This window comes from Nocardia sp. NPDC020380 (genome assembly GCF_044386975.1).
In the GTDB taxonomy this organism is placed as follows: Bacteria; Actinomycetota; Actinomycetes; order Mycobacteriales; family Mycobacteriaceae; genus Nocardia.
In genome coordinates this window covers 639,039-653,724 of sequence record NZ_JBIRVQ010000002.1, presented here as the reverse complement: position 1 = coordinate 653,724, position 14,686 = coordinate 639,039, and the positions used below count along the sequence as shown (strand labels likewise).

The 14,686-nt window shown below is 67.3% G+C and carries 15 protein-coding genes and 1 pseudogene; 9 read left to right on the top strand and 7 right to left on the bottom strand.

The window, feature by feature from the left end; translation table 11 throughout:
* Nucleotides 1-448: 448 nt before the first annotated feature.
* Nucleotides 449-667 (bottom strand): hypothetical protein, encoded by a 219-nt coding sequence (locus ACH438_RS06845; protein ID WP_397002038.1) that lies wholly within the window; start codon nt 665-667, stop codon nt 449-451.
* A gap of 489 nt (nt 668-1,156) precedes the next feature.
* On the opposite strand from ACH438_RS06845, the gene ACH438_RS06840 reads away from it, so the two are divergent.
* The 3 genes from ACH438_RS06840 to ACH438_RS06830 all read left to right on the top strand — a co-directional run bounded on the left by ACH438_RS06840 (nt 1,157) and on the right by ACH438_RS06830 (nt 3,953).
* Entirely contained in the window at nt 1,157-2,332 is a 1,176-nt protein-coding gene (locus ACH438_RS06840) for an FAD-dependent monooxygenase (RefSeq protein WP_397002036.1), read from the top strand.
* A gap of 476 nt (nt 2,333-2,808) precedes the next feature.
* Nucleotides 2,809-3,057, top strand: a complete 249-nt coding sequence (locus tag ACH438_RS06835; RefSeq protein WP_397002034.1) for a hypothetical protein — start codon at nt 2,809-2,811, stop codon at nt 3,055-3,057.
* Nucleotides 3,058-3,188: 131 nt separating this feature from the next.
* Entirely contained in the window at nt 3,189-3,953 is a 765-nt protein-coding gene (locus tag ACH438_RS06830) for an SDR family oxidoreductase (protein ID WP_397002032.1), read from the top strand.
* A 68-nt stretch (nt 3,954-4,021) separates the two neighbouring features.
* Here ACH438_RS06830 and ACH438_RS06825 read toward each other — a convergent pair whose 3' ends face one another.
* Nucleotides 4,022-4,993 carry a hypothetical protein gene (locus ACH438_RS06825; RefSeq protein WP_397002030.1) on the bottom strand — a complete coding sequence of 324 codons (972 nt, stop codon included), beginning with the start codon at nt 4,991-4,993 and terminating at the stop codon, nt 4,022-4,024.
* Between the two features lie 92 nt (nt 4,994-5,085).
* On the opposite strand from ACH438_RS06825, the gene ACH438_RS06820 reads away from it, so the two are divergent.
* The gene (locus tag ACH438_RS06820; RefSeq protein WP_397002028.1) at nt 5,086-6,192 is read left to right on the top strand and encodes a lycopene cyclase family protein; all 1,107 of its coding nucleotides are present in this window, start codon (nt 5,086-5,088) and stop codon (nt 6,190-6,192) included.
* 30 nt (nt 6,193-6,222) lie between these two features.
* Here the strand turns inward: ACH438_RS06820 and ACH438_RS06815 are convergent, their stop codons facing one another.
* On the bottom strand, nt 6,223-6,561 hold the full coding sequence (locus ACH438_RS06815; RefSeq protein WP_397002026.1) for a 4Fe-4S binding protein: 339 nt from the start codon (nt 6,559-6,561) through the stop codon (nt 6,223-6,225).
* Nucleotides 6,558-8,152 (bottom strand): annotated as a pseudogene (locus tag ACH438_RS06810) (FAD-binding protein). The gene ACH438_RS06815 and the pseudogene ACH438_RS06810 overlap by 4 nt, the downstream one beginning before the upstream one ends.
* Nucleotides 8,153-8,333: 181 nt before the next feature.
* Between ACH438_RS06810 and ACH438_RS06805 the strand changes: the two are divergent.
* Genes ACH438_RS06805 through ACH438_RS06790 form a run of 4 tightly spaced genes read left to right on the top strand, consistent with a single transcriptional unit; the run spans nt 8,334 to nt 11,963 of the window.
* A complete protein-coding gene (locus ACH438_RS06805; RefSeq protein WP_397002024.1) occupies nt 8,334-9,281 on the top strand; it encodes a metal ABC transporter solute-binding protein, Zn/Mn family in 948 nt (315 codons plus the stop codon).
* Nucleotides 9,282-9,286: 5 nt separating this feature from the next.
* Nucleotides 9,287-10,195 carry a metal ABC transporter ATP-binding protein gene (locus tag ACH438_RS06800; RefSeq protein WP_397002022.1) on the top strand — a complete coding sequence of 303 codons (909 nt, stop codon included), beginning with the start codon at nt 9,287-9,289 and terminating at the stop codon, nt 10,193-10,195.
* Nucleotides 10,192-11,097, top strand: a complete 906-nt coding sequence (locus ACH438_RS06795) for a metal ABC transporter permease (RefSeq protein WP_397002020.1) — start codon at nt 10,192-10,194, stop codon at nt 11,095-11,097. The genes ACH438_RS06800 and ACH438_RS06795 overlap by 4 nt, the downstream gene beginning before the upstream one ends.
* Complete coding sequence (locus ACH438_RS06790) at nt 11,094-11,963, top strand: metal ABC transporter permease (RefSeq protein WP_397002018.1); 870 nt, start codon at nt 11,094-11,096, stop codon at nt 11,961-11,963. Before ACH438_RS06795 ends, ACH438_RS06790 begins: the two co-directional genes overlap by 4 nt.
* Nucleotides 11,964-11,970: 7 nt before the next feature.
* Here ACH438_RS06790 and ACH438_RS06785 read toward each other — a convergent pair whose 3' ends face one another.
* From ACH438_RS06785 to ACH438_RS06775, 3 genes are read right to left on the bottom strand one after another with little or no spacing between them, the layout of a single operon-like run.
* Nucleotides 11,971-12,630: a response regulator gene (locus ACH438_RS06785; RefSeq protein ID WP_397002016.1), complete on the bottom strand. Its 660-nt coding sequence runs from the start codon at nt 12,628-12,630 to the stop codon at nt 11,971-11,973.
* The gene (locus ACH438_RS06780; protein WP_397002014.1) at nt 12,627-13,799 is read right to left on the bottom strand and encodes a sensor histidine kinase; all 1,173 of its coding nucleotides are present in this window, start codon (nt 13,797-13,799) and stop codon (nt 12,627-12,629) included. Before ACH438_RS06780 ends, ACH438_RS06785 begins: the two co-directional genes overlap by 4 nt.
* Before the next feature lie 33 nt (nt 13,800-13,832).
* Entirely contained in the window at nt 13,833-14,057 is a 225-nt protein-coding gene (locus tag ACH438_RS06775) for a hypothetical protein (protein WP_397002009.1), read from the bottom strand.
* On the opposite strand from ACH438_RS06775, the gene ACH438_RS06770 reads away from it, so the two are divergent.
* Nucleotides 14,056-14,685 carry a VC0807 family protein gene (locus ACH438_RS06770; RefSeq protein ID WP_397002007.1) on the top strand — a complete coding sequence of 210 codons (630 nt, stop codon included), beginning with the start codon at nt 14,056-14,058 and terminating at the stop codon, nt 14,683-14,685. The two genes, ACH438_RS06775 and ACH438_RS06770, sit on opposite strands and share 2 nt — an antisense overlap.
* The last annotated feature ends 1 nt before the right edge of the window (nt 14,686 follow it).

Genomic DNA, 14,686 nt, shown 5'->3' with positions numbered 1-14,686 from the left:
CATACCCAAAGTTGTTCACCGAAGCACCTTGGCCGAGCCGGCATCGATATAGAGTAGTGCTCGAAGTCCACCAAAATCCTTGCAGGGGGGACGATGTCAGGGAGAAAGCCTTACATCGGCGCGCGCGTTCGTATCACGGCCAAAGGTGTCGTAGCCACCCGAGGGACAGTGGTCAGCCGGCAAGACGGACCAGTACCGAGGTGGGGCGTTCGGTTCGACCGAAGCCCGGAATTGGCCGCCCAGATTGCTCAAGAGCTGGCCAGGAACAGCGGCAGGGCCGACTCGGTCAAGTTGATCAAGGTCTTTAACGAGGACGAACTCATCGTCGAGTAGCGGCGTGACTTCGCTTGGGACCTGACTTCGTTCGATTGTAGCCGTGACCGCCGAATCAGCAGCGAAACCGCTGCAAGAGCACGGCGGAAGTTGCCAATTGCCTACTACAGCAGTGTTATTCGGCGATCACGAGCACTCCCGATGGTTGTTGATCCAGCCAGCATCTCGCCACGAGTCGCTTCATTTTCGAACGCAGCCCTTCCACTTTCGACCGGTCGATCGTCGGGATTCTCAACTGCGCGGCGACCTGCCCGGCTCGCAATCCGTGGCCACCTTCGGCGAGCAGCGCCACGATGTCGTGGTAGTCCTGCGGCAGCGCGATCGCCGCGTCCATCCCAGACTCCCGTTGCGGCACCAGCATCAGGCCGCGAAACCTGTTGCGATTGTCGTTTGTTCGCGGTCTCGTCGAACACATCGGACTAGCTCGGACGTCTTCGGCCCTCGGCTTCGGCTTCGGCTTCGTACGCATCCGCCACCTCATGGCGCACTCACTGTAGATGCGATGACGGTTCACGAATGGGGCAATGTGTACTCAACTCGGCAGTGCAGTGAGTCAGGCCGGCCTCGGATCGGCACCGCCCGTTGATCTTCCGTTTCCCTACGCCGATTCAACGACCTGTCATGGATATTGCTCATTGCAATTATTGCCTTGTGCCACTATCGCTGATAGCATAATGTCACTTTTTGAGTAGTGTGGACAGCGCGCCCCGGGAGACCAGACCCTACTTCGGATGTCCCCCTGAAGGTTGCCCAACGCCCGATGCCAGGCAAGTCCCCGGGGCGCGATCGGGCAGCATCGATCACCAGAGCAATGGAAAAGTTGATGAAAGTCATCGTTTGCGGCGCGGGCATCGCGGGACTGGCCGTCGCGGATCTGTTGACACGCAACGGTTACGAGACGATTGTCGTCGAACAGGCTGCGGGTCCGCGGCCTCAGGGTTACATGATCGACTTCTTCGGGGCCGGATACGATGCGGCCGAAGCCATGGGGCTCCTCCCTCCGATCACCGAATTCGGTTACCGGATAAGGGACTTGACCTACGTCGACAAGCGCGGGCATCGGCGGGCACGAGTGACAATGAAGCAGCTCGATACCGCGGTCGGTGGGCGGTTGACGAGCATTCTGCGCCCGGACCTCGAACGCGTGCTCCGCAAGGATCTTCCGAGCCACGTCCAGCTGCGCTACGGCAATCGTCTGGTCGATGTGACAACCGACGGCGATACGGTGACGACAACCTTTGCCGACGGCAGCCACGAGACCGCAGACCTCCTGGTCGGTGCCGACGGCACGCATTCGACAGTACGCCGGCTCGTGTTCGGTCCGGATGCCGAGTTCTTGCGCTATCTCGGATTCCACACCGCGGCATACATTTTCGATGATCCAAAGCTGGCCGACCAGACCCTTGCGCGGTACGTCCTCACCGACAGCGTCGATCGCGAGCTCGGCATCTACGGATTACGCGACGGCCGGGTGGCCGTGTTCATGTTGCACCGGACTTCGAATCCGGTGCTCCCCGGGGACATCCCCCGGACGCTGAGATTCGAATACGCGCGGCTCGGGTGGCTCGCGCCGCACGTCCTTGCCCATTGCCCACCCGGTGACGAAGTGTATTACGACCAGGTGGCACAGGTGGTGATGCCGAAGTGGAGTGCGGGCCGAGTGGTACTGATCGGCGACGCCTGCGCCGCGGTATCGCTCATGGCCGGGCAAGGCGCCTCGCTCGCGATCGGCGGGGGCTATGTATTGACCGACCAGCTATCGCACGCCGATTCGATCGCCACCGCGCTTTCGGGCTACGAGCGGCTCTGGCGGCCGGTCGTAGCAGACAAACAGCGAGTCGGCCGCGACCTCGGACGCTGGTTCCTGCCCCACTCCCGACTCGAGCTCGCCGTCCGGCGAGTGGCCTTGCGCTCGGCGAATCTTCCTGTGGTGGAACGTTATCTGGCCAGGATCACCGCGGGCAAGACCAGCCACGTCATAAGCGACATCGTGCGGTGACCTCGACGCGAACTTCGCAGTCAAGAACCGGCACCCGACAGCTATCGCTCCGTCGCGTTCAGCCGCCGAATCCGGGGGAAGCGATCCATCGAAATGGATTGCAGGTCAGCCCCTTCCACTGCTCCCATCCAGCCGACGACGAGTGTTACTCTCTGATCGCGTCATACTGCGGATCCATGTAAGCAGCCGTGCCAATGGCGCATGTATGCGATCAGTCGACGATTGCCCGATGGCGCCCAGGTCCTTCGCACGAACCCGGGGCACCATTAACCAAGGCCACGCGGTTCTGGAAAGTTACCCAATGGTTAGCCCGCGACCTATTCTGAAATCCTCGACTCTGAACTTGACCCGGTAACCGCTGTGTGGAACCGGATGGCGGTGGGCCGCAGGCAACCAACCAGGTTCTCCGGTACCGCAATGGAAGGCCGGTCGGTCGGCGGCGCTATGACTACATCACCAGACGGATTCGTGAGCATTTGCCGTGGGCAGCCACCATGCAGGTGAGCGCGCATTGGCTGCGGTACACCACGCTGACATTCGTCGAACGGGAGTTCGGCTACGCCGTCGCGCGCGCCTACGCAGGCCATGCGGAGCCGACCCGGATGGACGGCGCGACCTACGCATATGTGCGTGCAAGTCTCTCCGAGGTAGCCGCAGCCCTGGCCGCATTCTCAGGCGAGCCTCACCCTCTGGCCTCGAACAATCGCTGGCATCCGTCGGCCTGAGCCCGGATCCGCAAGTGAGTGAACCGAAGTGGCGCTTCCATGTGACTGCAGGGCCGGTCCAGGGTGAGTGCATGAACCCTGAACCGAGGCGAAATCGCCGGTCAGGGGTGACTGAAGTAGGGTGCCTGCACATGAGTGATGATCTGGTAGGGAAGAGTGCGCTGGTGACCGGCGCCAGTCGCGGGATCGGGTTTGCGGTGGCGGCGGAATTGCTGTCGCGGGGGGCGAATGTGGTGGTGACCGCCCGGAAGGCGGAGCCGCTGGAGGAGGCCGCGGAGCAGCTGCGGGGGCTGGGGCATGCGGGGAAGATTGTTGCGGTAGCGGGGAATTCGGGGGATGCGGGGGCTCGGGCCGAGCAGGTGGCGGCGGCTGTCGCGCAGTTCGGGTCGCTGGATGTATTGATCAACAACACCGGGATCAACCCCGTCTACGGGTTCCTCATGGATGCTGATCTGGAAGCTGTGCGCAAGATCTTCGACGTGAATGTCGTTGCGGCGCTGGGGTATGTGCAGGAGGCGTACAAGGCCTGGATGGGTGAGCACGGGGGTGCGGTCGTCAATGTGGCGAGCGTGGCCGGGTTGCGGTCCACCGGAGTGATCGCGGCTTATGGCGCGTCGAAGGCGGCGCTGATTCGGCTGACCGAGGAGCTGGCCTGGCAGTTGGGGCCGAAGATTCGGGTGAATGCGGTCGCGCCGGGCGTGGTGAAGACGAAGTTCGCGGATGCGCTCTACTCGGCCGACGAGGATGCGACCGCGGCTACGTATCCGATGAAGCGGCTCGGGTCGCCGGAGGATGTCGCTTCGCTCATCGGGTTTCTCGCGTCGAGTGAATCGTCGTGGATCACCGGCACTACCGTGCGCGTGGACGGCGGGCTGCTGGCCACGGGTGGCATCTGATTCGACTGCACGAAAGGCTGTGCCCGGCATCGGTGTTCGATGCCGGGCACAGCCTTTCGGTGCTGTGATCAGCGCCAGATCAGCGCCGCGAGGGTGTCACTGTGGCGGTACTTGAGGTACTTCTCGACCGTCGGGACATCCACCGCATTGGTGGCGGTGGCCACGGTGACGACCAGGAACTTGCCCTGGCTGCCGTCCTTCCACTTGCCGGTCGCGAAGTCGGCGATGACGCTGTCGGAGGACAGGTTCAGATCGTCATCGGTGAACTGGCCGTCGGCGCCGGACGCCGAATCCGAGTCGCGCATGCCGAGCACCAGCTGGGTGAGCAGCACCGCGCCGCCCTCGGTGCGCCAGGTCAGCTGGGAGGCGGTCTGGCAGCCGAGGCTGGTCAGCTTGCCGGCCTTCTCGATGGGCGCGCAGGTGTCGTAGTCGTGGCCTCCCACCCACGAGGCGGACAGCTGCACATTGCCGAGCTTGAAGTTCCAGTCCTTGCCGTATTCGGTGTAGCTGAAACGGCCGCCGGCCGCCGCCGGGGGCTTGGAGGTGGTGGGTGCCGTGGTCGGCGCCGCGGGCGAGGTCGGCCGCGCGCTGGTCGCCGTGGTCTTGGTGGTGCTGCTGCTCGCGGTATTGCTGCTGTCGTCCTTGGTGACGAACACGATCGCGCCCACGGCGACGGCGAGCACCGCGACAATGCCCAGCACGATGCCGACGATCAGTCCGGTCCTGGACTTGGGCGGCTGCGGCGGCGGGAAGCCCTGCTGCGGGAATCCCGGCTGCTGCGGATAGCCCTGCTGGTAGCCCGGCTGCTGCGGGTAACCCTGCGACCCGGTCCAGGCGGATTGGGCCGGCTGTGGCTGCTGTGGCTGCTGCCAGCCGGATTGGTCGACCGGCTGGCCGGTCCACGTGGGTTGCTGCTGCTGCCAGTCGCCTTGCGGCTGGGCCGGATGATCCCACCAGGCCGCGTCCTGCGGCTGCTGCCCATGGGCATTCGGATCTCCGCCGAATCCAGGACCCGACGGCGGTCCGGGTGGATACGTCATCTGCTCACCTTTCGCGGCGTGCCGGACCCCTCCCGGCACGTCTCTCGTTACCGAAGCGTATGACGGTTGCTGCACATGATCCAATCACGGGCATGACCGACGATCTGCTCGTCTGCGGCGCGGGCCCGGCCGGACGTGCCCTGGCCCATCGTGCGCTTTCTCAGGGACTATCGGTCACGATCATCGAACCGCAACCGCAACGCCCGTGGATCGCCACCTACGCGGCCTGGGCGGATGAGCTCCCGGCATGGCTGGCACCCGAGACCGTCGCCGCCACTATCGATCGTCCGGCAGCGTGGGGAACCCGCCGCGCCGAACTCGACCGGCGCTATGTCGTGTTCGATACGGCCGCGCTGCGGGATTCGCTGGACCTTTCCGGGGCGCGGATCGTGCGTGACTGGGTGCTCGAGATCGTGCGGCCGACGCGTCTGGGCACGGCCGGGCACGATCTGCCGTCGGTGCGGCTGGCCTCGGGGAAGGTGCTGCCCGCCGGGCGTGTCGTCGATGCGCGCGGGGTGGGCCGCTCTCCTGATCTGGCCGAGCAGACCGCGTTCGGGGTGATGGTCGAGCGCGAGCGGTGGGCCGAGGCGGACACGCTCTTCATGGACTGGCGCGGCGACAACGGCGCCGAACCGCACGAGCCGCGCTCGTTCCTCTACGCCGTGCCGCTCGACGATGACACGGTGCTGCTGGAGGAGACCTGCCTGGCCGGTCGCCCGGCCCTGGACATCCGGACGCTGCAGGACCGGCTCGCGCACCGATTGCGTTCGCGCGGACTCGGATTCACCGGTTCGGAACGCATCGAGCGGGTCCGGTTCCCGGTGCACGGCGGCCGCCCGGGACGTGGAACCTTCGGCGCGGCCGGGGCATTCATGCATCCCGCCACCGGATACAGCGTGGCCACCGCGCTCGGCGCCGCGGACGCGATCGTGCACGGCGACCCGGTCTGGACCCCGCAGGCCCGGGCGGTCCGGCTGCTGCGGCTGGCCGGGTTGCGGGCGCTGCTCGCGTTGCCGCCGCAGGACCTGCCGGTGTTCTTCGATGCGTTCTTCGCCTTGTCCCCCACCGCGCAACGCGCCTATCTGTCCGGGCGCGATGATCTGACCGGCACCGCGGCGGCGATGTCGAGACTGTTCGCCGCGCTGCCGTGGCGTATGCGCCGCACACTGGCGCGAGCCGTCGCGATTCCTCGAAAATAGTTGTAGGCAAAAGGTTTTCAGCAAATACGGTCAGCCGTCGGACAACCGCGGCGGCGTGCCGCGCGGCAGCTCGGGGCCGATGGCGACCAGGCTGCCGGGCCGCCGCCCGCGCCCCCAGCCGATCTCGGCCCGGTAGCGCCCGATCTGCTCGGGCGGAATCGCTCCGGCATCCGCCAGCGGGGTGGATTGGGCAGCGACATAGAGGGCGTCGACCGGGCAGTACGCCTCGCACATGAAGCAGGTCTGGCAATCGGATTGCCGTGCGATGACCGGGATTCCGGAGTCGGTGCGGTCGAAGACATCGGTGGGACAGACGTCCACGCACTTGTCACAGCCGATGCACACCTCGGTGAGCACGAGTTCGATCATCGGGCCACCGCCGGGGTTCGCGACACGGCCGGCGTGATCCCCGTCCAGACGTCGTCGAGCCCGCCGGACACGATGTGATGATGCTGCCGGGATCGAGTTCGGGATGGTCGGAGCGCTTACTCATGCCACGACTTTCGGTGCGCGCCAAGGCCGATCGATACATGAGCCGGCCGACCGCGGTGATGGCGGCGGCCTCGCGCGCCCGCACCCGTTCGGGTCCGCTGCGCCCGTACAGCCCGGCGGTGACGCGATCCCACAACGCGTCGAGTTCACCGGCGGCGGCGCCGACCCGATCACCGTGGCGCAGAAGGTTCTTCTCGAACGGGAGCAGTTCACGCTGGGCGGCCTCGACCACGTCGGCCGCACCGACCGACGCCGAGTTCTCGGGCCGGATCCCGGCCCGGCCTGCGGCGCGCAGTGTCCGGGTGTCCGGCCACGGCGTGCGCAGGGAGAAGACCGCCGCACCGCGCCCGGCCCAGCTGCCCGAGGACATGGCCCAGGCCGCATTGTGGCTACCGCCGCCGGTGAAACCGCCGCAGATGCGTTCCCGGGTGGCGGCATCGCCCGCCGCGTATAGGCCCGGAACCGTTGTCGCACAGTCGTCGTCGACGATGTCGATGCCGCCGGTGCCGCGCACGGTCCCTTCGGCGAGCAGGTCCACCTCGAAGCGTTCGGTGAACGGGTCGATCCCGCGGCGATCGAACTGCAGGAAGAAGTTCGGCTGCCCACGCCGCATCTGCGCGCGCACCTGCGCATCGGCGCGGTCGAGCTGTGCGAATACCTTCTCCGACAACAGGGTTCGCGCGATGACCGACCGCCCCTTGGCCGAGCCCGCGCCCTCGACCACCCGCCCGTCCTCGTGGAAGAAGGTCGCGTAGCTGTAGTAGGCGGTCTTGGTGATGGTCGAGCCCTTGGGGACGATGCCGTAGGCGTTGGAGAACTCCATCCCGGAGAAGCGCGCCCCGACCTCGGCGGCCATGAGCGCGCCATCGCCGGTGTCGACATTGGTGCCCAGTGCCCGGGACAGGAACGCGCATCCCCCGGTCGCGACCACTACGGCCCCGGCCGCGATCCGGTAGTCACGGTCCTCCCGGCGCTGATATCCGGCGGCCCCGCGCACCACGCCGTCCGCGTCCACGAGCAACTCCAGTGCGGGCGAGTGATCGAGTACCCGTATGCCGATTCGCTTGACCCAGGCCCGCATTCGCCGCATATACTCCGGCCCTTGCACCCCGGTGCGCAGTGGCACGCCGCTGCCGGGATCCACCGGGAACGGGTATCGGCCTTCCACCGCAAGGCGATTCATGTTCGCGTAGGTCTGATCGAGTACCCGGTCCATCCAGTAGTGGTCGGCGAGGTATCCGCCGAGGGCCTCGCGGCTGGCCTTGGCCTTGGCGCGGGCTTCGTGTTCGGGTGCGGCGTACCAGACTCCGGTGCCGGAAGGCGCTGTGGCGCCGCTGGTTCCGCAATACCCCTTGTCGGCGAGGGTGACTTCGGCACCCGCTTCCCGGGCGTGGATGGCGGCCCAGCAGGCGGCGGGACCGCCGCCGATCACCAGGACGTCGGTACTGCTCTGCCATGGTTCGCTCATGCCACGGTCCTCACATGCGAAGTTGTGCCGGAACCGTAAGCCGCGCACGGGCAGCACCTGAATGTTTCCGATCAGGAGGATCTTGACTCCCAGGGGCAAATCTCCGGGTGGAGGACCCACATTTCACCTGCTACGGTTATGACAACGATTTTCAGTTTCAAGATCTGATGAGGGATGCAAGATGTCTGGGCTTCACGGCAAACGTGTGATGACGGCGGCGATGTGCGCGGCCGCGCTGGCGGTAGTGGCCACCGCATGCAGCACGTCGTCGAATACTTCGTCCGGCTCCACCACCGGCGCGGCGAGCGCGGGCAAGATCGAGGTCGTCGCCACGATCAATGCGTGGGGCAGCATCGCGGCCCAGCTCGGCGGCGACAAGATCCACGAGACCAGCATCATCACCAACCCGGACACCGACCCGCACGATTACGAGCCCTCCCCGGCCGACGCGCGCACGGTGGCCGGCGCAAAAGTGGTGATCGCCAATGGGATCGGCTACGACGCGTGGGCGGACAAGCTGCTCTCGGCCAATCCGGCGCAGGGCCGGCTGGAACTGACTGTCGGCAAGCTGGTCAACGTGCCCGATGACGGCAACCCGCACCAGTGGTACTCCCCCGCCTCGGTCGCCAAGGTGGTCGACGCCATCGTCGCCGACTACAAGCAGGCCGATCCGGCCGACGCGGCCTACTTCGACCAGCAGCGCACCAACTTCAACACGGTCACGCTGGGCAAGTACAACAGCCTGATCGCCGATATCAAGACCAAGTACGCGGGCACCCCGGTCGGCGCGAGCGAGTCGATCTTCGCACCGCTCTCGGATGCCTTGGGCCTCGAGCTGATCACGCCGCCGGAGTTCCTGAAGGCGATCAGTGAGGGCACCGACCCCTCGGCCGCCGACAAGTCGGCCATCGACAAGCAGATCGCCACCAAGGCGCTGAAGGTCTACGTCTTCAACAGCCAGAACAGCACCCCCGATGTGCAGGCGCAGGTGGACGCGTCCAAGAAGCAGGGCATCCCGGTCAGCACCGTCACCGAGACGCTCGCCCCGGCCGATGCCACCTTCCAGGACTGGCAGTCCGCCCAGCTGCAGGCCCTGGAAGACGCGCTACACCAGGCGACCGGCAAGTAGCCGTCATGACCGAGATCAAGGCGCGGGCCGCGATGACCACGGACATCGCGGCCCCGCCGCTCGTTTCCGCTCCCGCCTCCGTGGTTCGCATGAGGGGCGCCGCGGCGGTAGTGGGCGGTAAACGGGTGTGGTCGGGAGTCTCGCTCGATATCGAGCCGGGACAGCTGGTGGCGGTGCTCGGGCCCAATGGGGCCGGAAAGTCCACGCTGCTCAATACGATTCTGGGACTGACCCCCGCCACCGGCGAGATCGCGGTGCTCGGCGGGCCGCCCGGACGCAATCGATCCGGGATCGGGTATCTGCCGCAGCGGCGCGCATTCGACGCGAGCGTGCGTATTCGCGGCATCGACATCGTGCGGCTCGGCCTGGACGGCGCCCGCTGGGGCACGCCGATTCCGGGACTGTCGAGAATCATTGCGCCGCAACGGCATGCCGAACAGCAGCGCCGCCTGCACGAAGTGATCGACCTGGTCGGCGCGAGCGCCTACGCACGCCGGCCGATCGGGCAGTGCTCGGGCGGTGAACAGCAGCGGCTGCTCATCGCGCAGGCGCTGATCCGCCGGCCGCGCCTGCTGCTGCTCGACGAGCCGCTGGACAGCCTGGACGTGCCGAGCCAGGCGGGGATCAGCGCGCTCATCCGTGACGTGTGCCGGCGCGAGAACGTGGCGGTCATGATGGTCGCCCACGATGTGAATCCGATTCTGCCGTACCTGGATCGGCTGGTGTACGTCGCGCGCGGCACCGCCCTGACCGGGACACCGGACGAGGTCATCACCGGGGAAAAACTCACCGCGCTGTACGGGATCCCGATCGAGGTCCTGAAGGACAGCACCGGGCGGCTCATCGTGGTCGGCCAGCCGGATGTCGCGGCCGGGCACGCGGTGCCGAATCCGATTGCGAGGCAGGACGGATGAATCCGGTCGCGACCTGGAATCTGGTGCAGGACGTGCGCGGCATGCTGGCGTACCCGTTCATGGTCAATGCCGTGCGGGCGGGCTCGATCGTGGCGGTGGTGGCCGGGGCGGTGGGCTGGATGATGGTGTTGCGGCGGGAGAGCTTCGCCGGGCACACGCTGGCCACCGTCGGGTTTCCCGGTGCGGCGGCGGCGGTCTGGCTCGGTGTGGCCGCCGGGTACGGGTACTTCATCGCGTGTATCGGTGCGGCACTGGTCATCGCGGTGATTCCGCGGGCGGTGCGCTCACGCGGCGGCGGTGAGCAGTCGGCCGTGATCGGGACCGTGCAGGCGTTCGCGCTGGCCTGCGGCATGTTGTTCGTGAGTCTCTATCACGGTTTCCTGTCCGGGCTGACGAATCTGTTGTTCGGCACCATCGCCGGGATCACCCAGCAGCAGGTCGTGATCCTGCTCGCGGCGGCGGTGCCGTGCCTGGTGCTGCTGTTCGTGCTGGGTCGGCCGCTGATGTGGGCGTCGCTGGATCCGGGAACGGCTGCGGCGCACGGGGTTCCGGTGCGGCTGGTGTCGGCCGGATTCCTGGTGCTGCTGGGTATCGCGGCGGCGGGGACCAGTCAGGTGACGGGCAGTCTGCTGGTGTTCGCGCTGCTGGTGGCTCCGGCCGCGGCGGCGCATCAGTTGACGGGTCATCCCGGTCTGGGTATCACGCTGGCGGTCGTGATCGCGCTGGCCGCGACCTGGGCGGGCATGGGATTCGCGTTCTATACGCCGTACCCGATCGGATTCTGGGTCAGCAGTTTCGCTTTCGCGGCCTATGTGGTCTGTGTGGCCGCGCGGAAAGTGCTGGATCGGCGGGCGCACCGGGCGGTGCGGCCGGGTCGTCTGGTGCAGGGGGTGCCCGCATGAACGCGATCTCGACGATGCTCGCGCATCCTTTCATCGCGCACGCGCTGTTCGCCGGGACGGCCGTGGCCGTATTGTGCGGGCTGACCGGGTATTTCGTGGTGCAGCGCGGTGAGGTGTTCGCCGGGGACGCACTCGGCCACGTCGGGTACACCGGGGCGATGGCGGCGCTGGCCGCCGGAATCAATCCGCGCGCCGGGCTTTTCGCCGCCGCCGTGATCGCCGGCCTGGCCCTGGGTGTGGGCGGGGCGCGCGGGGGTTCCGATGATGTCGCGATCGGATCGTTCTTCTCGTGGGTGCTCGGGCTGGGTGTGCTGTTCCTGGCCTACTACACCACGCATCGCAGTGGCGGGAACGGCAGCGCCAATGTGAACATCCTGTTCGGCAGCATATTCGGGATCAGCGCGTCGGCCGCGACGACGGCCGCGTACATCGCCGCCGGTGCGGTGGTGCTGCTCTTGCTCATTGCCCGGCCGCTGTTGTTCGCGTCCATCGATCCGGCGGTCGCGCGGGCCGCGGGGGTGCCCGTGCGAGTGCTGGGTGCGGTATTCCTCGGACTGGTCGGGCTGACCGTCGCCGAGGCCACGCCGCTGGTCGGCACGATCGTCGTGCTGGGATTGCTCGCCGCCCCACCGGCCGCGGCTGCCCGGCTGACCAACCGGCCCTGGCGGGCGTTCTGGCTCTCCGCGGGGCTGGCCGTATTCGCGGTATGGGCGGGAATCACCATCTCCTACGAGATTCCCGCCGCGCCTGCCAGTTTCACCATCATGTCGGTGGCCGCGGGCTGCTACCTCGCCGCCGCCGTTCTCGACCGAATCCGCCGGCTCCGAGCCGAAACTCATGTCAGCACAGGAGCGATCGCCGTCTGAGACCCGATCAGGGTGTGTCGGCGGAGTTCTGGAAACGGAGGGCGTAGCGGACGGCGTCGGCGCGGGAGTGGAAGCCGGCCTTGGCGAACAGATTGTTGATGTGGGTCTTCACGGTGGCCTCGCTGATCACCAGGCGAGCGGCGATCTCCGGATTGCGCAGGCCCTCACCGATGAGTTGCAGGATCTCGCGTTCGCGCGCGGTCAGCGAAAGCTGCGGGTCGTCGGGCGGGGCGGCGGACTGCTGGCGGGACGCGAGGGTCAGTAATCGCCGCTGCACCGCGGGAGCGAGGACGGTCTGGCCCTGGGCGGCGGTCCGCACGGCCTGCAGGATGGTGGCGCGGTCGGCTTCCTTGGTGAGGTAGCCGCTCGCGCCCGCCTGCAGCGCGGCCAGGATCGAGGCGTCGTCCTCGAAGGTGGTGAGCACGAGAATGGCTGTGGCGGGGTTGGTTTCCCGGATGCGCCTGGTCGCCTCGACGCCGTCGAGCACCGGCATATTGAGGTCCATGAGCAGCACGTCGGGCCGATGGGTGGCGGCGAGTTCGGTGGCTTCCTGGCCATTGGTGGCGGTGGCGACGACCTCGATATCGGGATCGAGGTCGAGCATGATGGCCAGCGCCTCGCGCACCGTCGCCTGATCATCGGCCACACCCAGCCTGATGGTGTTCACGCAGGTATCTCCACTTCCACCGTCCAGCCGGACCCCGGCTCCGGTCCGGCGCGCAGCACGCCGCCCAGCAGGGCGACCCGTTCGCGCATGCCGGCCAGGCCCATACCGGTGCCGTCGGCGTGCCCGCCGGCGTGCGTCGCGGGTCCGTTCGTCACCGTCAGCGTAGTGTGCCCGGCGGCGTAGACGAGCCGGAGGGAGACGGGCGCGCCCGGTGCGTGTTTGGCCGCATTGGTCAGCGCCTCCTGGGCGACGCGGACCAGGGTGTGGGTCGCATCGGGGGGCAGTGGGCGTTCGGCGCCGGTGATGTCGCAGTCGGCGGCGAAGGTTGCGGCCATGTGGCGCAAGGTATCCGGTAGCGGCTGGCTGTCCTCGCGCAGGGCGTGCACCGCGCGGCGGGTTTCGCCGATGCTGTCCACGGCCAGCGCGCGGGCGCGGCGGACGGCGGCGTTCGCTTCCGCTTCGCGGCCGCTCTCTTGGAGGGCGTCGGCCATATCGAGTTGCAGGGCGATGCCGGACAGGGAATGGCCGAGGACATCGTGGATTTCGCGGGCGATGCGGCCGCGTTCGATCAACGCGGCTTCGCGGGCCTCGGATTCGGCTGCGCGACGGTCCTGTTCGGCGGCGCGGCGTTCTTGTTCCACGGCGCGCTGCGCATTGCGGAGCGCGTCCTGGCGATAACGGTTGGAGAAGCCGATCCACACCGGGAGGATGACGGTCAGCGGGGCCCACCACGACCATTGACTGGCGGTCGGGTCCAGTCGCCCGATCACCTGGGCCGCCACCGTGGCCGTGATTCCGCCCAGGATGACGATCGCGAGCGCGGCGCGCCGGGACGAGAGCTTCTCACCGGCGGCCGCGGCCGCGACAAAGGGGAACAAGGCTCCCGCGGTGGTGGTGTGGATCATCGGGAGTACCAGCGCCGCCGACCCCATGAAGACGCTCATGAGGGCGACCTGCCGCCGGGCGGACAGGCGGGTCCACGGCAGGGCGGTGGCCACCGCGGCCAGCGAGGTGAGCAGGAACAACGGCAGCGCCCAGCCCGGATAGGGGATCCGGCTCATCGGCCACTCGATCACCGTGCCGGCAATGGCCACGGCCACCATCACGGGCCGCACCAGGACGTCGGAGAATCGTTCCGGACGCTTGCTGTCCCATTCGGGATCGCTCATCTGCGGTACCTCCCTCCGAAGCGCCTTCGAAGACTACGTCGCCGCCGCACCGGAGTCGTACGGCTCGCGGTGGAGATCCGGGTGGAGACCCTCTCCACCCGGAAATACGGTGTTCGGCGCATGACCGGCGCCGGCCGTAAAAGTAATGTTTTCGATGCCTGGCGAGGAAATGTATTCGACAGCAACACAATTCATTTCCCGCGAACCGGAAAGCTTGTTCATTCCGCCTATTTCCCAGAACCGATCGGGAGTTGTCATGCCTGCACCTGTCCGTGGCCTCGCCGCCACGCTGATCTACGACATCGGCCTGCCCGTCATCGCCTACTTCATCGCCGACCTGTGCGGGGCGAGTAATTACCTCGCACTGCTCATCGGCACTCTCGTCTCGGGGCTGCGCATGGTGTGGGTGGGGGTGCGGCAGCGCCGCCTCGACCCGTTCGCGTTGTTCCTGCTGGCCCTGTTCGGTGCGAGCCTGGCCCTGACCTTCGCCACCGGTGATGCCCGGTTCGTGCTCGTGAAGGATTGCGCCATGTCGGGCACGGCCGGGCTGGTCTTCGTCGGCAGCTGCATCATCAAGCGGCCGTTGGCCTTCTACGCGGCCCAGCGTTTCGCCCGCTCGGCCGGGACTGCCGAGCAGGAGGAATTCGAAGCCACCGCGAAAACCGGTGCCATGTGGGCTCGTTGGTACCGGGTCTCGCTGGTGTGGGGAATCGCGCTGCTGATCGATGCCTCGCTGCGCATCGCGGCCATCTACGCCCTGCCGGTGCGGCTCGCGGCGCCGGCCTCGCAGGTGCTCATGGTGGCGGTGTTCGCCCTGCTGTTCGGGTGGACCGTGATCTCGGCCCGGCGGAATCAGGCCGCGGCGCGGCCCGCGGTCGCCTCGTAAC